This window comes from Pseudomonas sp. NPDC086112 (genome assembly GCF_044746425.1).
Taxonomy (GTDB): Bacteria; Pseudomonadota; Gammaproteobacteria; order Pseudomonadales; family Pseudomonadaceae; genus Aquipseudomonas.
The window spans coordinates 18,216-36,219 of sequence record NZ_JBIVCD010000027.1 but is presented as its reverse complement, the minus strand read 5'-3'; the positions used below and the strand labels follow the sequence as shown (position 1 = coordinate 36,219).

Below are 18,004 nucleotides of genomic sequence, written 5' to 3'. Positions count from 1 at the left end.
TACAAATCCGTTACGAGGCTCCTTTTTGTTACTTGCAACCTCGACTTCGCGCCATCCTAACGCGCCCGCGATGTTTGATGCAGCCCCTTTCCAGTCAGCGGGATAGACGGTGAGGGCGAAACCAACTCTAATTAGCTTAGTGGCGAACTGACTGCTTCGTTGAGAGTCGAAGCGGGTAACTTTTCGCCTTTCCCTGTTTTATGAAGGACGCCCATGTCGCTTTTTAAAATCGCCTCCGTGGCCGCCATCGCCCTGACCCTGGGCGCCTGCCAGAGTTTGTTCCAGCCCAACTATCGGGCGCCGCTGGAAACTACCCGCGACGCATCGGAACAGTTGAAACCAGGCTGTGCCAACCCTGAATGCCCGTTGGTGAATATCGATACGCTGCGTTTCCCCGATGAGCCTGCACTTGACGGCATCATCGAAAAACGCCTGTTGCAAATGACCCGCACCTCACCCGAAGCCCCCGTAGCGCCAACGCTGGCGGCGTATCGCGAGCAGTTCTTGAGCAGTGCCGGGCCGCGCTACAGCAGCTACCTGCAAGCCAAGGTACGTGAGCAGCATGACGGCTTGGTGATCGTTGAATTATCCAGCTACCTGGACACCGGCGGTGCCCATGGCACGCCGGGCCGTGGTTTCATCAACTATTCACGTCAGCAGCATAAAGTGCTGACACTGTCGGATATGTTGATTCCGGGGCAGGAAGAAGCGTTCTGGAAAGCCGCCCAAGTGGCGCACAACAGCTGGTTGATCAGCACCAAGCTCGATCAGGAACCGGAGTTCGTGAAGAGCTGGCCCTTCGTGAAAACCCAGAATGTGGCGCTGACCTACGGCGGGGTGATCCTCAAGTACGAAGTGAGTACCCTTGCGCCTTACGCATTGGGCCACGTCGAACTGAAGATCCCCTACCCGCGCCTGAACGGTATTCTCAAGCCTGAACTGTTTCCCGGCCGTAGCTGAAGGCCCGACCGAGCAGCAGTTGCAGCAACCCTGCCAGTACCAGCGACGGCAGGGTTGCGCCGATGTCCGGATAGAGATTGGCCAGCAGATGATAGGTGCTCACCCCGCCCAACCAGGCGAGCAATGCTGGCCAGCGCAATGCAGCTGACGCTACGTGAGCGCTGCGCCTGCGCAGGATGAAATGATCCACCAGCACCACGCCGAACAGCGGCGCAAACACCGAACCGATCAACAACAGGAAGTTCTGGTACTGGGCCAATGGCGCCAGGCAGGCGATCAGCGTGCAGATGACGCCGATGGCCAAGGCCAGATGCTCGACTTTCAAGCGCAACAGAATCCCGCTGGATACCGCCGCCGAGTGAATATCGGCAAAGGCATTTTCCGACTCATCCAGCAAAATCAGCAGCAATGGAATCCCCAGGCCTGCACCGGCCAATGCCAGCAGCAAGGCATTCACTTCGCCGCTCGGCGCGAACGCCAGGGTGTAGGCCACGCCCAGGCTCATCAGCCAGAAGTTACCGATAAAGAAGCCCAGCGCCGTACCGCCGAAGACGTTTTTCGCACGCTTGCCGAACCGCGAATAATCGGCAATCAGCGGCAGCCAGGACAGCGGCATGGCGATCGCAATGTCAAAGCCCACGGCGAACGGCATCGAACCATCACCGGCCTGCGCCCACAACGCCGCAAGGTCGGCTTTGGCGAACAGGTTCCAGGTCAGCCAGATACACGCGGCCAGCAGCAGCCAGATACCCCACTTGCGCAAGATCTTGCGCACGAAGGTCAGTGGCCCGCTGACGGCCAGCAAAGTCGCCAAACCACCGAAGAAAACTGTCCAAAGCAGCGCACTCGACAACAGGCTGCCTTCGCTGAATGCGCGGGCGCCGAGCAGGCTGGCAGCGTCGCGCATCACGATGATTTCGAACGAACCCCAACCGATCAGTTGCAGCAGGTTCAACACCGCCGGAAGACTCGCGCCATGACGGCCCAAGCTGAGTTTGAGTGCCGCCATCGACGACAGGCCGGTGTCGCTGCCGATCACACCGACGGCGGCCAGCAACAGAACGCCGACCAGCGTGCCGAGAAAAATTGCCAGCATCGAGCCAGACAGGCCCAGACCTGGAGCGAGCAGCGCGCCGGTCTGCAACACCATCAGGCCGATGCCAAGGGAGAACCACAGGGAACACAGATCACGACCGCCGAAGACACGTTTGTCGGTCGGCACCGCGGTATCCGGGGAGTAAGTGCTGGGTTGAATGCTCAAGGGTGTTATCTCAGAGGGATAAGTGTGTCAGTGGGATTTTTGGTGCATGAACCGGCGCTTTCGCGAGCAAGCCCGCTCCCACATTTGATCCCGGTCGTACACAAAATTTGTGTTTACAGGAGATCCAATGTGGGAGCGGGCTTGCTCGCGAAGACGGCAGCACAGGCACCGTCAATCACAGGTCAAATCAAACCTTCTTGTACAACTGACTACCTTCCTGCTTGAACCGCTCGGCCTGTTCCGCCAAGCCCTGGGCGATTTCCGCATCGACGGTTTCGATCCGCTGGTTGGCCGCGTATTCACGGACTTCCTGGGTGATCTTCATCGAGCAGAATTTCGGCCCGCACATAGAGCAGAAGTGCGCGACCTTGGCCGAATCCTTCGGCAGCGTTTCGTCGTGGTACGAACGCGCAGTGTCCGGATCCAGGCCCAGGTTGAACTGGTCTTCCCAACGGAATTCGAAACGTGCCTTGCTCAAGGCGTTGTCGCGAATTTGCGCCCCCGGATGCCCCTTCGCAAGGTCGGCAGCGTGGGCCGCGATCTTGTAGGTGATGATCCCGGTCTTCACGTCATCCTTGTTCGGCAGGCCCAAGTGTTCCTTCGGGGTCACGTAGCAAAGCATTGCGCAACCGAACCAGCCGATCATGGCCGCACCGATACCCGAAGTGATGTGGTCGTAGCCCGGCGCGATGTCGGTGGTCAGCGGGCCGAGGGTGTAGAACGGCGCCTCGTCGCAGCACTCGAGCTGCTTGTCCATGTTCTCTTTGATCAACTGCATCGGCACGTGGCCCGGGCCTTCGATCATGGTTTGTACGTCATGCTTCCAGGCGATTTTGGTCAGCTCGCCGAGGGTTTCCAGCTCACCGAATTGTGCCGCGTCGTTGGCGTCGGCAATCGAGCCCGGACGCAGGCCATCGCCCAGGGAGAAGCTGACGTCGTAGGCCTTCATGATTTCGCAAATCTCTTCGAAATGCGTGTAAGCGAAGTTCTCTTTATGGTGCGCCAGGCACCACTTGGCCATGATCGAACCGCCACGGGAAACAATACCGGTCACGCGTTTGGCGGTCAGCGGCACGTAGCGCAGCAATACACCGGCGTGGATGGTGAAGTAGTCGACGCCCTGTTCGGCCTGTTCGATCAGCGTGTCGCGGAACAGCTCCCAGGTCAGGTCTTCAGCGGCGCCGCCGACTTTTTCCAAGGCCTGGTAGATCGGCACGGTACCGATCGGTACCGGCGAGTTACGGATGATCCACTCGCGGGTTTCGTGAATGTGCTTACCGGTGGACAAGTCCATGATGTTGTCCGCGCCCCAGCGAATGCCCCAGGTCAGTTTCGCCACTTCTTCTTCGATGGACGAACCCAGTGCGCTGTTGCCGATGTTGCCGTTGATCTTCACCAGGAAGTTACGGCCGATGATCATCGGTTCCAGTTCGGTGTGGTTGATGTTGGCGGGAATGATCGCGCGACCGCGGGCGATCTCTTCACGGACAAATTCGGGGGTGATGATTTTCGGCACGCTGGCGCCGAAGCTGTGGCCGGCGTGTTGCTGGTCCAGCAAGCCAGCGGCGCGGGCCACTTCCAGCTTCATGTTTTCGCGGATGGCAACGTATTCCATCTCGGGCGTGATGATACCTTTGCGGGCGTAGTGCATCTGGGTGACGTTGCCACCGGCCTTGGCGCGACGCGGGTTGTTCACGTGAGCGAAGCGCAGCTTGGTCAGCTCCGGATCTGCGAGGCGTTCCTTGCCGAAGTTCGAGCTCAAACCCGGCAGACGCTCGGTGTCGCCACGGGCTTCGATCCACGGCGAACGCACGTCAGCGAGGCCTTTGCGCACGTCGATGATGACGTTGGGATCGGTATAGGGGCCCGAGGTGTCATACACCACCACCGGCGCGTTGATTTCGCCGCCGAAGTCCGTCGGGGTCACGTCCAGACTGATTTCGCGCATCGGCACAAGGATGTCGGGGCGAGAGCCCTGGACATAGATTTTTTGCGAGCGGGTAAACGGCTGAACCGATTGCTGATCGACCTTGGCCGAGTCACTCAGATTGGTTTCGATTTTTGATTTTGTAGTCATCACGGGCTCTCCAGACACACATCCAGGCAGTGGATTTTTGTCGGAGCGAACCTGTAAACGAATGGACGCACGGGCGCTGGGAAAACCAGCTGGTGCTGTGCTCGGTGCTCGAGGGGTGTTCGATTGTCGAACAACATCCCGGACGAAGCACAAGAGGACTCGCCGGGTGACGAGAAATCTTGTTCCCTACGCAGGCGCTAACCTGATCAGGTTCAACGGGATCCGAAATTATTCGATCTCAGCCTCATAGCAAGGCACCCCGACAAGAACCCGGCCAGTCTAGACACAACCGGCAAAGAACGCCAACTCCGCAGCAAACACCATGATGAATGGCGCAATTAACGGATTGTTGCCGTGCCTGCGTGCAACTACACTCGCTACGCCGTGCCGCGCCTTGACGCTGCAGGGCGCCGCGCCGTAGCCTTGGCGCTCAAATTATCAGCGTAATTTTTAGGGATGGCCTCATGCTGCGCAAACTCTCACTGGCCCTTGCCGTGTCTTGTGCGTCCAATGGAATGGCCTGGGCAGCAGAAGCGCCTTTATCGACCAAGACTGACCTGGTCAGCGTCTATCAGGAAGCGGTGGACAACAACGCCGATATCGCCGCTGCCCGCGCCCAATACGGTGCTCAGAAGGAAGTCGTGCCCCAGGCCCGCGCCGGGCTGTTGCCCAACCTGTCAGCCGGTGCCGACCTGAACAACACCCGCACCTCGCTCGACCAGCCATCGCTGACCTCGACCCGCAGTGGCACGGTGTATCAGGCGACTCTCGCGCAACCGATTTTCCGCGCCGATCGCTGGTTCCAGTTACAGGCCGCCAAGGACGTTAACGAACAGGCAGCCTTGCAACTCTCGGCCACCGAACAGAACCTGATTCTGCAAAGTGCCGAAAGCTACTTCAACGTGCTGCGCAGCCAGGACACTTTGGCCTCGACCAAGGCTGAAGAAGCGGCGTTCAAGCGTCAGCTCGACCAGTCCAACGAGCGCTTCGACGTTGGCCTGTCAGACAAGACCGACGTGCTGCAATCCCAAGCCAGTTACGACACGGCGCGGGCCAACCGGATTCTTGCTCAACGTCAGGTGGATGATGCGTTCGAAGCGCTGATCACCCTGACCAACCGCCAGTACAACTCGATCCAGGGCATCGTCCACACCTTGCCGATCCTGCCGCCGGCACCGAACGATGCCAAAGCCTGGGTCGACACCGCCGCCAAGCAGAACCTGAATTTGCTGGCCAGCAACTACGCGGTGAGCGCCGCCGAGGAAACCCTCAAGCAGCGCAAGGCCGGGCATGCGCCCACCCTGGATGCGGTCGCGCAATACCAGAAAGGTGACAACGACGCCCTCGGCTTTACCAACCCGAACCCGAACGGTGTGCGTTACGGCGGCGATGTCGAGCAGCGCACGGTTGGCCTGCAACTGAGCATCCCGCTCTACAGCGGCGGGCTGACCAGCTCGCAGGTGCGTGAGTCCTACTCGCGGCTGACCCAGTCTGAGCAGCAACGCGAAGCGCTGCGTCGTCAGGTCGTGGAAAACACCCGCAACCTGCACCGCGCCGTCAACACCGACGTCGAGCAGGTACAGGCCCGCCGACAGTCGATCATCTCCAACCAGAGCGCGGTGGAAGCGACCGAAATCGGTTATCAGGTGGGAACGCGCAACATCGTTGACGTGCTCGATGCCCAGCGTCAGCTGTACACCTCGGTGCGTAATTACAACAACACCCGCTACGACTACATCCTCGACAACCTGCGCTTGAAGCAGGCCGCCGGCACCTTGAACCCGGGGGATTTGCAGGACCTGACGCGTTACCTCAAACCCGACTACAACCCGGACAAGGATTTCCTGCCACCGGATCTTGCCAAGGCGGCGGCGGAGCAGTTGAGGGCTAATCCGGCTCAATAAAAGCAAAAGATCAAAAGATCGCAGCCTTCGGCAGCTCCTACATTAGGATTGATGCACACCCTGTAGGAGCTGCCGAAGGCTGCGATCTTTGTTTTTTCTAACGCTCGATCAACCGCCCCAACCCATCCAGCAACCGCTGCAACGCCCCCTGATTGGTGCGCATCACTTTCAGCCCCGCCTCTGCCATCCGCTGCGCATCACTCGGCAATTCGAACAGCCGCTGCACTGCCAGCGCCAGACCTTCGGCATCATCGACCTCGGCCAACGCCCCGGCACTGCGCAACTGCGCGGCGATTTCGAGGAAGTTGAACAGGTGTGGCCCGCTGAGCACCGGTTTGGCCAAGGCCGCCGGTTCCAGCAGGTTATGACCGCCGTTGGGCACCAGGCTGCCGCCGACAAAAGCGCTGTCGGCCAAGGCATAGAGAAACAGCAACTCGCCCATGGTGTCGCCCAACAGCACCGAAGTGTCTGCGGTAACCGGCTCGCCCGTCGAACGCCGCACCGTGGCGAATCCCTGCTGCCGGCACAACTCGAACACCGGGTTGAAACGCTCCGGATGACGCGGCACCAGAATCAGCAAGGCATCGGGATGATTGGCCAGCAGCCGACGATGGGCAGCCAGCACCACGTCGTCTTCGCCTTCATGGGTACTCGCGGCGATCCATACCGGACGCTCTTGCGCCTGCCATTGCCCACGCAACTCGCCGGCACGCTGCAGCAGTTGCGGGTCGATGGTCAGGTCGAACTTGATCGAACCGGTCACTTCGACGGTTTCCGGGCGCGCGCCCAAATCGCGGAAACGCTGTGCCTCGGCTTCGGTCTGCACCGCGAACAGGCTCATCTCGGCGAGCATCGGCCGGGTCAATTTAGGGAAGCGGCCATAGCCCTTGGCTGAGCGTTCGGACAGTCGTGCATTGGCCAGCGCCACGGGAATCCCGCGTTTGGCGCATTGGTGGATATGGTTGGGCCAGAGCTCGGTTTCCATGATCACCGCCAGTTTCGGCCGGGCCCGATCAAGGAATCGCGCCGCGGCGCAGGGCAAGTCGTAAGGCAGATAGCAGTGCTGAATACGCGGCTCGTTGGCGAACAGTGCCTGGATCCGTTCGGACCCGGTCGGGGTCATGCAGGTGACGGTGATCGGCAGCGAAGGATAACGCTGCAGCAAGGCGCGGATCATCGGCGCGGCGGCGATACTTTCGCCCACCGACACCGCGTGTACCCAGATACCGCCCGGCTTCATTGCCGGTAGCGCGAGGGAGAACCGTTCGCCAATACGCTTGGCGTACGCCGGTGCTTTGCGCGCCCGTAGCCAAAGCCGAATCGCCACCAATGGCAGCCCCAGGTAAAACAGCGCGGTGTAGAGAGTTCTATTCATGGCGGCGGAGTTTATCGGTTTTTTAGCCGATCGCCTGCAAGTGCACGGCAAAACGTTCAGCCAGCCAACGGGCCGCCGGGCCGAGGGGTTCGTCGCGGCGCCAGACCAGTTCGACAATCAACGCTGGCGGCGTCCATTCGCTGACCAGTTCGACCATCTGATTCTGATACGCCGGGTACTGCACCACATGTCGCGGCAACCAGGCCCAGCCAAGGCCGCGCATCACCCATTCAGCCATCACATAGAAACTGTCGGCGCGCCAGACCTGCGGGCTGGCCGGCTCACTGCCGGGATAGACGCTGGACTGCGTGGACATCAGCAACTGTCGATGCTGCGCCATTTGCTGGCAATCGACCTGCGCGTGCTTCGCCATGGGATGCCCCACGCCGCACACCGTCACCATTTCGACGCTACCCAGCACCCGCCGCTCGAGGGCTTCGGGTATTTGCTCATGATAAAACAGCAAACCCAGATCGGCCCGGCGCTCCACCAATTTGCGCGCGACATCACCCTGGGCGGCGCTGGTCAGCTGAACTTCGAGGCTGGGAAACTTTTCTGCCAGAGCCTCGAAGCTTTCAACCACCGCTTGATAGGGCATCGCCTCGTCCTGAGCCACACGCAGGCTCGCTTCCTGGCCGCGCATCATCGCCAGTGCCCGGCCATTGAGGCGCTCGCATTGGCGCAGCACTTCCCGCGCCTCCTCAAGCAGGGCGGTGCCGGCTTCGGTGAGTTTCGGCTGACGACCACTGCTGCGATCGAACAGGCTGACACCCAAGTCTTCTTCCAACAGCGCAATCGAACTGCTGACCGCCGACTGTGCCTTGCGCTGATCCCGCGCCACCGCGGAAAACGAACGCTGTTCCGCGACACTGACAAACAAGCGCAGCTGTTCCAGATTCCATTGCATGTTCATGGTTCAACCCATCTTCAGAACAGATAGGTAATGACTTTACCGCATCTGGTGAATCTCTAGAATGCCGACCTCAGAGAGCAACACTTCATACGAGGATTGACCCATGACCGCTTACTACTACCTGGCTATCGCCATCTGCGCCGAAGTGATCGCCACCGTTTCGATGAAAGCGGTCAAGGGTTTCAGCACGCCACTGCCGCTGCTGCTGGTCATCGTGGGTTACGGCATTGCTTTCTGGATGCTGACCCTGGTGGTGCGCAGCGTTCCGGTGGGCGTGGCCTACGCGGTGTGGGCCGGCATGGGCATCGTGATGGTCAGCGTCGCGGCGCTGTTTATCTACGGGCAGAAGCTGGATGTGCCGGCGATGCTGGGGATGGCGCTCATCGTATTGGGTGTCGTAGTCATCCAGCTTTTCTCCAAAACCGCCGGGCATTAAAACCCGAAGTGCGATCCATTGTGGGAACGGGCTTGCTCGCGAAGAGGGGTTGTCAGTCGACATCTATGTTGCCTGACACACCGCTTTCGCGAGCAAGCCCGCTCCCACAGGTTTTGCATCCATCCGATTGATCACCAACAATCCCCTTTTCTTCGAGTCTGTATACTGCGCCCTCGTCTTGAACACTGAGGTCGCTGCATGCCATCCGTTATTTCCACCGACGTTCTGATTGTCGGCGCTGGTGTCGCCGGCCTCTGGCTGAATGCGCGTCTACGCCGTCAGGGTTTTTCGACCGTGCTGGTGGAAAGCGCCAGCCTCGGTGGCGGGCAGAGCGTGAAGTCCCAGGGCATCATCCACGGCGGCGCCAAGTACGCGTTGCACGGCGCCCTGACCGGCGCCTCGGAAGCCATTGCCGACATGCCGCGTCGCTGGCGTGAAGCGCTGGCCGGCGACGGTGAGCTGGACCTGTCTGGCGTGCGTCTGCTGTCCGACGCCCATTACCTCTGGTCCCCCGGCACCCTCGCCGGCAACCTCACCAGTTTCTTTGCCAGCAAAGCCGTGCGCGGTCGGGTCGATCAGGTCAAGGGCGAACAATTGCCGCCAGCCCTGCAAGACAAGCGTTTCAAGGGCAAGGTCTATCGCCTGGCGGAATTGGTGGTCGATGTGCCAAGCCTGATCCAGCGCCTGGCCGATCTGGCTGGCGACGGCTTGCTGGCCGGTCAGCACATCGAACCGTTGTTGGAAAACGGCGAACTGGTCGGCTTGAAAGTCGACGAGCGCGAGATTCGCGCCCAGCGCATCGTCCTCAGCGCCGGTGCCGGCACCGCCGATCTGCTCACGGCGCTGGGCCTGAGTCAGCCGGCCATGCAGCGCCGCCCCCTGCACATGATCATCGTCAAAGGCCCGGGCCTCAAACCGCTGTACGCCCATTGCCTGGGCGGCGGGCCGAAGCCGCGCATCACCGTGACCACCCACCCGGCCGCCGATGGCCAATGGGTCTGGTACCTGGGAGGCGATATCGCCGAAGCCGAAGGTGTGGCCCGCGATCCTGCGGCGCAAATCGCCACGGCGAAAAAAGAACTCGGCAACCTGCTACCGTGGATCGACTTGAGCACCGCGCAGTGGGCGACCTTGCGAGTGGAGCGCGCCGAGCCGCTGCAATCGGGCCTGACCCGCCCGGACAACGCCTTCCTGGCCGAGCAGGACCGCCTGCTGGTGGGTTGGCCGACCAAACTGGCCCTGGCTCCGGACTTCGCTGACCGCGTCCTCGCCGCACTGCAACGCGACGGCATCCAGCCGAGCCATCCGGCGCCGCTGCCGGAACTGCCAAAACCGCCGATGGGCGTCCCTGCCTGGGAGCAACTGCTGCCATGAGCCAACCCACCCTGCACGATCTGCATCGCCCTTTGGGCAGCACCGGCCTGCTGGTTTCGCCCCTGGGCCTGGGCACGGTGAAACTTGGCCGCGATCAAGGGGTGAAATACCCCAATGGCTTCCAAATCCCCGGCGATGACGAAGCGCGCATGCTGCTCAAACTCGCGCGCGACCTGGGCATCAACCTGATCGACACCGCGCCGGCCTATGGCCGCAGCGAAGAGCGTCTTGGCCCGTTGCTGCGGGGTCAACGTCAGGACTGGGTGATCGTCAGCAAGGTTGGCGAAGAATTTGCCGACGGCCAGTCGCACCACGACTTCAGCGCCGCCCATACGCGCCTCTCGGTGGAACGCAGCCTGCAACGCCTGGAAACGGATGTTATCGATCTGGTGTTGGTGCATTCCGACGGCAACGACCTGGCGATCCTCAATGGCAGCGAGGTCTATGCGACCCTCGCCGAGCTCAAGCGCGAAGGCAAGATTCGCGGTTTCGGTTTTTCCGGTAAAACCGTCGAAGGCGGCTTGAAGGCTCTGGAACAAGGTGATTGCGCGATGGTCACCTACAATCTGGACGAGCAGAACGAGAAGCCGGTCATTGACTATGCTGCTGCTCACGGCAAAGCGATCCTGGTCAAAAAAGCCTTGGCCAGTGGCCACGTCTGCTTGAGTCCGGGTGTGGACCCGGTGCGCGCCAGCTTCGAGTTGTTGTTTGAACACCCGGGTGTGGCCAGTGCTATTGTCGGGACCATCAATCCGCTGCACCTCGCCCACAACGTCGCGACCGTTGCCCAGGTCCTTCATAGGGTCTGTTGACGTTTGGTGACGACCGCGACGCCGGCCCTTCGGGTTGCGCGCCAAACGTCAACAGACCCTAGCCATTGATGCCGCCCACGCGGCCTTAAGCAGGAGCCGACATGCCGCGTACGCTGATAAGAAAGAACCCGAGCAACTTCAAGACCCTGCCGTTATTCGTCGAAGCGACACCCGAAGGCCTGAGTTACCAGAGCGTCGGGATGCCGCTGAATTTCTCCCAGACCCTGCAACGTCGCCGCCCGGTGACGGTGCCCGACAGCGAGCGGTTTGCCCTGGAACTGGCGAATCTTGGGGTTTCTGTGCGCCTGACCCTGCATTGGCAGAATCGCGATTACTGGGTGTTGGTGCGTCAGCGTCGGCAGGACCGCGGCGATGTGGTGCTCAAACTGATCTCGGGTTACGTGCCGGCCCATGAACTGACCCTGCCGCTGCACACGGCGACCCAGGAAATCGCCGAAGAGTGCCTTCTGGAAACCCCGGAAGGCTGGCTCAGCGGGCGTTTCAACGACACCTGGCTGCCCGCACCCTACTCATCCGCCCTGCATTACCGCGAAGCCCTGCCGTTTCGCCTGACACCGCTGTCCGGCTCGGCACGGCCGGTGCGCTGCGCCAACATGCCGCTGATCGAGCGTCCTCGGGCCTACGTGCATTTGCCGACCGCGTCGCTGCAATTGATCTACGACTTGCGCCTGGATGTGCCCAAGGAAGCCAAATCCCTAAGCCTGTTTCATGTCGACGAACGACTGGAAGGCGATCAACTGGTGGCCCGGCTCGATCGCAAACGTCCCGATTTGTATCTGATGCCACTGCAGGACGGCCAGCCGATGGCCGAGCTGTATACCCTGAAAAAAGATCAGTTGTACCCGGCGAGTACCCGCGGGCTATATCTGGCGGAGAGTTTTGCCCGGCAAGAAGGGTGGCTGGTGAAGGATGAGCGGATTCGCTGGAAGGACTGGGTGCGGCAACAGGGTTTGACCCCGCCGGGGAAGGATTCGGGTTTAGCCCGCCTGCATGGAAAAGCAAAGCAACTGCTGAAAAGAATCGTGCCGCGCAAGGCCGCACGATAAAGAAACCTGTGGCGAGGGAGCTTGCTCCCGCTCGGCTGCGTAGCAGTCGTAAAACTCGCGACGCGATCAATCTGAAAAACCGCGGTCTATGGCTTTGGGGCCGCTTCGCGACCCAGCGGGAGCAAGCTCCCTCGCCACAGTGACCGCGCCGTTTCAGTGATTGCGGATCTTCTCGACAATCGCCGTGGTCGAGCTGTTTTCCACCAGCCCCAGCACTTTCACAGTCCCGCCGTAAGCAGTGACGATGTCTGCGCCAACCACTTGCTCGATCCCGTAATCGCCGCCCTTGACCAACACATCCGGCTTGACCTCGCGCAACAGGTTTTCTGGCGTGCCCTCAGGGAAGCTGATGACCCAATCCACGGCGCCCAGACCGGCCAGTACGGCCATGCGACGGTCGACACTGTTGATCGGCCGACCCGGCCCTTTCAAGCGGCTCACCGACGCATCGTCGTTGACCGCCACGATCAGACGATCGCCTTGGGCACGCGCCTGTTCGAGGTAGGTCACGTGGCCGGCATGCAGGATGTCGAAGCAGCCATTGGTGAACACAATCTTCTCGTTGTGTGCACGTGCATCGTCGACTGCCAGCAACAGCTGCTCCAGCCCCAACACACCACGCTCGGAACCTTCTTCACGCTGGATCGCACGACGCAATTCCGGGGCACTGATGGCCGCGGTACCGAGCTTGCCGACCACGATGCCTGCCGCCAGATTGGCCAAGGCCACCGCGTGGGGCAGTTCTTCGCCAGCAGCGATCGCTGCCGCCAGGGTAGAAATCACCGTGTCACCGGCGCCGGTCACGTCGAACACTTCACGGGCACGGGCCGGCAGGTGCAGTGCCGGATGATCCGGGCGCAGCAAGGTCATGCCGTGCTCGCCACGGGTCACCAGCAAGGCGCCGAGGTCGAGGTCGTGCATCAGCTGTGCGCCCTTGCTCACCAGCTCGTGTTCATCGGCGCAACCACCGACGATGGTTTCGAATTCGCTGAGGTTCGGGGTGATCAGGCTCGCGCCGCGGTAGATCGAGAAATCCTTGCCCTTGGGATCGGCCAGCACCGGAATCCCACGAGCACGGGCAGCCTGGATCAGCACCTGATGGTTTTTCAGCGCGCCTTTGCCGTAGTCGGACAGCACCAGCACCTTGATGCCTTCGAGCAACTCGTCGACTTGCTCGCCCAGCGCCAGGGCGTCGGTTGCGAAAGGTTCTTCGAAGTCGATACGCAGCAATTGCTGGTGACGGCTCATCACCCGCAGCTTGACGATGGTCGGCTGGTGGGCGATGCGCTGGAACAACGCCCGCACGCCGGCGCCTTTGAGGCTGTTGACCAGGCTGTCGGCAGCCTCGTCGTCGCCGGTCACGCCGACCAGCGAGGCCGGCGCACCGAGCGCGGCAATGTTCAGGGCAACGTTGGCGGCACCGCCCGGGCGGTCCTCGATTTGCTCGACCTTGACTACCGGTACCGGCGCCTCAGGGGAAATCCGTGAGGTACCACCATGCCAGTAACGGTCGAGCATGACATCGCCGACCACCAGGACAGGGGCCTGATCGAATCGTGGCATGGATAACTTCATGGAAACTCCAGGGGCAATAAAAGCGTCGCGGATAATAACATAGCGAAAGAATGCGGCCGCACCCGAGCACACAGGCTCAGCGGCGGTCATTCTGTGGAGGGGCATCCAGCGGACGCACCCAGAAAAGTTCATGTCGGCGCACCGCTTTGCGGAAGAACTCGTCTTCACCTGTGCGGGGCCAGCAACGCCCGGCCAACAACCGCTGAATCACCCGGCGCAGACGTCTTTTGAGCGGTGGACGGCCCTGCAAGTCGTGCTGCATGCCTAAGGCCATGGCTTTGTCCATGCGGGTTGGCGCGTCCAGCAACGGACTCCATAGCCCATCAGCCGGCAACGGCTCGATGGTCGGCGGCAGGGCAATGCCATAACCCGCCGGGCCCATCGGCCAGCGGTCGTTGTCGTGCAGGTGATTGGCATAGAGCAGCAGGGTGCGCGGGCGCCAGGTACTGAGTTCAATCGCGTCCATCAAGGCGAGCGTGCTGGCGACATGATCGCTGTGGGGATCCAGTTCGGGATGGGGTGTCAGCACCGCGTCGGGACGGTGATGCTCAAGCAGATGCGCCAGATCAGCTACCAGGTTGCGCCAATGGGGCTGACCATCGACGTCACCCGGCAGGCGCAGGGCATTGTGCCGACGCACGTCACGTATATCGCTCTCCCCCGACTCCCGGGAACCGAAGCTTTGCTCCGGCTGCTGCGCCATTGCATTCAGTTGTAAGCAGTAATAGCCCAATTGCACACACTGTTGTTGCGCCACCCCACCCCACAGCGGCACTGCCAGGCTATCCCAACTGCGCAGGCGCCCCTTCAGACGGGCGGCCTGAGCGGTGTCGAGGCCCATATCGCGATAGTTTTCGGCCTCAATCTCGCCTTGGGTCAGTGTGACGATAGCCACCTCGGACGCCCGGCTATAAAGACCAAAAGCCGCCAGTTCAGCATCATCGGCATGGGGGGCGATGATTAGCAGACGCTGCTGAGCAAAATCCGGATTATTCAGGGCGTGCAAAGTTGCCTGTGGCGCCAGGCTGCAAAAGCGTCCACGTAAGGTCAGGGTCCCGGCAGCCAGCGCCGAACCTTGCCCGGACAGATTGAGAAAACGCTCTCCCGCAACACCTCGCTCCAGATCCTGACGGTCGTCACCGATCCATACCTGGGGGTCAAGAAAGCGACCCAGCCAATGGCTCTTGACCCGCACCTGCAAAACCAGGGTTTGCGCCACGCCAAAGTCCCCCGTCACCTGCAAGGCACCATTGACCAGGGTGGTGGGGAACTGCGGCGTATCCGCCGGGAAGTCATAGCGATAATCGTCGCCTGGGGCATAGAACAGATGGTCGGCGAACCAGGCTTCATGGGCGATCCAGCCCAACAGCAGGAACAGCGGCAACGGCCACCAGGCGACAAAAATGCCAAATAATAATGCAGCCAACAACGCACCGATCAGCACCACACGTTTGCGTTGGCGATGGCGTTTAAGCAATTGTTGCTTGCGTGCGCTCATGACTGCCTGTCCTCGCTCAAACCTGATAGACCGGAACCCGGTGACACCAGCGATCCTTGTATTCGCGATCGGCGCGGCCGAACGAGTAACGCAGCGGCTTGCCCACGGCGCGGGCCTGCTCCCATGCGGCTTGGGTGTTGACGAAACTGAGTACACTGCCAGGGCTGAACTCGCGGTTTTGCGGGTCGACACCGCCGTTAATGTATTCCAGGCTGACCCACTTGGGCGCCTCGACCCGGTACAGAATCTGGATCGCCACCGGTTCGTCGTTCAGGTAGATCAAGGACCCGGTCATAAACTCACGCAACAGGCTGAACACTTCAGAAAGACGCGCCTTGCCCGGTGCTTCAAAGTTCCAGCGGCGCTGGAACAGGTCAGCATAGATGGTGGCCTGTTCGCTGGCGCTCAGCTCCAGCATCGGTCGGATGATGCCACCCGCCTCTTCAAGCAAACGCTGGTCACGACGCTGGTTGTAGCGAAATTTCTTACTGTAGTCCTCTGGTTCACGAGCCAGCGCCAGGCCTTCAGGTTGCTCAGCGAGACCGGTGATGTTTGGGGCATTGAGCTCGGACACATAACGCGCGCGATGCCGCACACGAACCTGGACGTCTTCGGCAACCGGCAGGATGATCTCGGCATTGCCAAGATCGAGCAGGCCACGTTTGCCTTCACGCTTGAGCACTTCCTTGGACAAGGCCACATGACGGCCCCAGGTCGGCATCGCGGCGCACAACTCACCGTCGACGAACCAGCCCAGATAACGCACCGGGATGCCTACCAGCCCTGCCAGACGCTCAACCACCTCGGGATGAGTCGCCACGCTGCCGCCGAACTGTTGCCAGGCCTGGCTATAAGCCGTTGCATCGATGGGCGCCCAGCCGCTTTCTCTCCAGGCTCGCCAGTAACTCAAAATCAAACGTGGGACTCCGTCATCGCCTCGTCGGTGCTTTCGACGAAGTCCTTCTCGTGCAGGCGTGCGTAGTGACCGTTCAACGCCAACAACTCGGCGTGGGTGCCGCGTTCGACGATGCGGCCCTGATCCATCAACAGGATCAGGTCAGCCTTCTCGATAGTCGACAAGCGGTGAGCGATCACCAGCGTGGTACGGCCCTTCATTACTTGTTCCAGAGCCGCCTGAATGTGGCGCTCGGATTCGGTGTCGAGAGCCGAGGTAGCCTCATCGAGAATCAGCAATGGCGCATTCTTGAGCAGTGCCCGGGCAATCGCCAGACGCTGGCGCTGACCGCCGGAAAGCAGCACACCGTTTTCGCCCACAAGGGTGTCGTAGCCTTGAGGCATTTGCTCGATGAACTCGGCGGCGTAGGCATCTTCGGCTGCCTTGCGCACATCTTCAAACGGTGCGCCGGCGAGGTCGCCGTAGGCAATGTTGTTGGTGACACTGTCGTTGAACAGGGTGACCTGCTGGGTCACCAGGGCAATGTGACGACGCAGGTTGGTCAGCTTGTATTCCTCGACATCCATACCGTCGAGCAGGATCTGGCCCTTGTCGTGGTGATAGAAACGCGGAATCAGGTTGGCCAAGGTGGATTTGCCGCTGCCTGAACGCCCCACCAAAGCAACCATCTGGCCCTCTTCGGCGGTAAAGGAAATATCGTTGAGCACGAGTTTCTCGGTGCCCGGGTACTGGAAGCTCAGGTTACGCACTTCCAGGCGACCGCTGACGCGCACCATTTCCTTGGTGCCCGTATCGACTTCCGGTTCTTCGTCGAGCTGCTCGAAAATGCTCTCCGCACCGGCCAGTCCTTTCTGGATCGTGGCGCTGACTTCCGACAACTGACGAATCGGCTTGGGCAACAAACCGGCAGCGGTAATGTAAGCAACCAGTTCGCCAGCAGAGGCATCGCCGCGAAGGTAGAGCACCAGATACATCAACACGGCCATGCCGATGTAAATCACCAGTTGCAGCATTGGGGTGTAGATCGATTGGGTGCGGGTCATGCCCAGGCTGCGGTTCATGTTGTCGGCGCTGGCCTTGTGGAAACGCTCGATTTCGTAAGCCTCACCGCCAAAGCTGCGAACCACGCGGTAGCCCTGGATCGTCTCCGACGCCACATGGGTCACATCGCCCATCGCCACCTGGATTTTCTTGCTTTGCTTGCGAAATTTTTTGCTGGCGCTACTCACCAGAATCGCGATGACCGGCAGGATCGCCAGCAATACCAGGGTCATTTTCCAGTTGCTGTACAGCAGGTAACCGAACAGGAACACCACCGTCAGGCCTTCACGGATCACCACTTTGATCGCATCGGTGGCGGCACCGGTGACCATGGTCACGTTATAGGTAATACGGGAAATCAGGTGACCGGAGTTGTTGTTGTCGAAGTAGCGGTTAGGCAGGGTCAACAGGTTGTCGAACAAGGCGCAACGCAGGTCGTGGACCACGCCACGGGCAACCTTGGCCAGGTAATAGTTACCCAGAAATGAGCCGATACCCTGGTAGACGGCAATCAGCACAATCAATAACGGTACGCCGAGTACCAGCGAGACACCCAGAAACTTGGTGTCATTGGGTTTTTGCAAGGCGTCGAGAAAATGTTTGAGCATATCCGCCAGCATCGGCTGGCTAGATGCGAATAGCACGAAGCCGACAATACTGAGGGCGAAAGCGCCCCAGTACGGGAGCACGTATTTCAGCAACCGCAGGTAAATCTTCATGCTTGATTGCTGGTCGGAATTGGCCATTCGGCACGCCTCGTACGTTTGAAAAAGACAGACAACCTGTGGATTGTAA

General features: G+C 60.6%; 14 protein-coding genes and 1 riboswitch. Of the genes, 6 read left to right on the top strand and 8 right to left on the bottom strand.

Annotation, left to right across the window (positions count from 1 at the left end; genetic code table 11):
• Positions 1–213 precede the first annotated feature (213 nt).
• On the top strand, positions 214–960 hold the full coding sequence (locus tag ACIPLA_RS18560; RefSeq protein WP_123500103.1) for an RsiV family protein: 747 nt from the start codon (positions 214–216) through the stop codon (positions 958–960).
• Here ACIPLA_RS18560 and cytX read toward each other — a convergent pair.
• Both cytX and thiC read right to left on the bottom strand, forming a co-directional pair.
• Positions 929–2,221, bottom strand: coding sequence for a putative hydroxymethylpyrimidine transporter CytX (cytX, locus tag ACIPLA_RS18555; RefSeq protein WP_401174910.1), 1,293 nt, complete (start codon positions 2,219–2,221; stop codon positions 929–931). The two genes, ACIPLA_RS18560 and cytX, sit on opposite strands and share 32 nt — an antisense overlap.
• A 187-nt stretch (positions 2,222–2,408) precedes the next feature.
• Complete coding sequence (gene thiC, locus ACIPLA_RS18550) at positions 2,409–4,298, bottom strand: phosphomethylpyrimidine synthase ThiC (protein WP_192346009.1); 1,890 nt, start codon at positions 4,296–4,298, stop codon at positions 2,409–2,411.
• 166 nt (positions 4,299–4,464) lie between these two features.
• A riboswitch (TPP riboswitch) is annotated at positions 4,465–4,570 on the bottom strand.
• 192 nt (positions 4,571–4,762) lie between these two features.
• Here thiC and ACIPLA_RS18545 point away from each other — a divergent pair.
• The gene (locus ACIPLA_RS18545) at positions 4,763–6,202 is read left to right on the top strand and encodes a TolC family outer membrane protein (protein WP_401174906.1); all 1,440 of its coding nucleotides are present in this window, start codon (positions 4,763–4,765) and stop codon (positions 6,200–6,202) included.
• A 97-nt stretch (positions 6,203–6,299) separates the two neighbouring features.
• Here ACIPLA_RS18545 and waaA read toward each other — a convergent pair whose 3' ends face one another.
• Positions 6,300–7,577 (bottom strand): lipid IV(A) 3-deoxy-D-manno-octulosonic acid transferase, encoded by a 1,278-nt coding sequence (gene waaA / locus ACIPLA_RS18540; RefSeq protein ID WP_401174903.1) that lies wholly within the window; start codon positions 7,575–7,577, stop codon positions 6,300–6,302.
• Between the two features lie 22 nt (positions 7,578–7,599).
• Positions 7,600–8,490, bottom strand: a complete 891-nt coding sequence (locus tag ACIPLA_RS18535; protein ID WP_401174900.1) for a LysR family transcriptional regulator — start codon at positions 8,488–8,490, stop codon at positions 7,600–7,602.
• A 103-nt stretch (positions 8,491–8,593) separates the two neighbouring features.
• On the opposite strand from ACIPLA_RS18535, the gene ACIPLA_RS18530 reads away from it, so the two are divergent.
• The 4 genes from ACIPLA_RS18530 to ACIPLA_RS18515 all read left to right on the top strand — a co-directional run bounded on the left by ACIPLA_RS18530 (position 8,594) and on the right by ACIPLA_RS18515 (position 12,179).
• Entirely contained in the window at positions 8,594–8,926 is a 333-nt protein-coding gene (locus ACIPLA_RS18530) for a multidrug efflux SMR transporter (protein ID WP_008004867.1), read from the top strand.
• Positions 8,927–9,124: 198 nt separating this feature from the next.
• Positions 9,125–10,300 carry an FAD-binding oxidoreductase gene (locus ACIPLA_RS18525; RefSeq protein WP_123500093.1) on the top strand — a complete coding sequence of 392 codons (1,176 nt, stop codon included), beginning with the start codon at positions 9,125–9,127 and terminating at the stop codon, positions 10,298–10,300.
• On the top strand, positions 10,297–11,112 hold the full coding sequence (locus ACIPLA_RS18520; RefSeq protein ID WP_401174896.1) for an aldo/keto reductase: 816 nt from the start codon (positions 10,297–10,299) through the stop codon (positions 11,110–11,112). Before ACIPLA_RS18525 ends, ACIPLA_RS18520 begins: the two co-directional genes overlap by 4 nt.
• A gap of 101 nt (positions 11,113–11,213) precedes the next feature.
• Complete coding sequence (locus tag ACIPLA_RS18515) at positions 11,214–12,179, top strand: metal ABC transporter ATPase (protein ID WP_218397155.1); 966 nt, start codon at positions 11,214–11,216, stop codon at positions 12,177–12,179.
• Positions 12,180–12,332: 153 nt separating this feature from the next.
• Here ACIPLA_RS18515 and hldE read toward each other — a convergent pair whose 3' ends face one another.
• From hldE to msbA, 4 genes are all read right to left on the bottom strand, one after another.
• Positions 12,333–13,754: a bifunctional D-glycero-beta-D-manno-heptose-7-phosphate kinase/D-glycero-beta-D-manno-heptose 1-phosphate adenylyltransferase HldE gene (hldE, locus tag ACIPLA_RS18510; protein ID WP_007902573.1), complete on the bottom strand. Its 1,422-nt coding sequence runs from the start codon at positions 13,752–13,754 to the stop codon at positions 12,333–12,335.
• Positions 13,755–13,830: 76 nt separating this feature from the next.
• Positions 13,831–15,252: a PIG-L deacetylase family protein gene (locus ACIPLA_RS18505; protein ID WP_218397152.1), complete on the bottom strand. Its 1,422-nt coding sequence runs from the start codon at positions 15,250–15,252 to the stop codon at positions 13,831–13,833.
• Between the two features lie 16 nt (positions 15,253–15,268).
• Positions 15,269–16,165, bottom strand: coding sequence for a GNAT family N-acetyltransferase (locus tag ACIPLA_RS18500; protein ID WP_063343903.1), 897 nt, complete (start codon positions 16,163–16,165; stop codon positions 15,269–15,271).
• Complete coding sequence (msbA, locus tag ACIPLA_RS18495) at positions 16,165–17,955, bottom strand: lipid A export permease/ATP-binding protein MsbA (protein ID WP_123500085.1); 1,791 nt, start codon at positions 17,953–17,955, stop codon at positions 16,165–16,167. Before msbA ends, ACIPLA_RS18500 begins: the two co-directional genes overlap by 1 nt.
• Positions 17,956–18,004 lie beyond the last annotated feature (49 nt).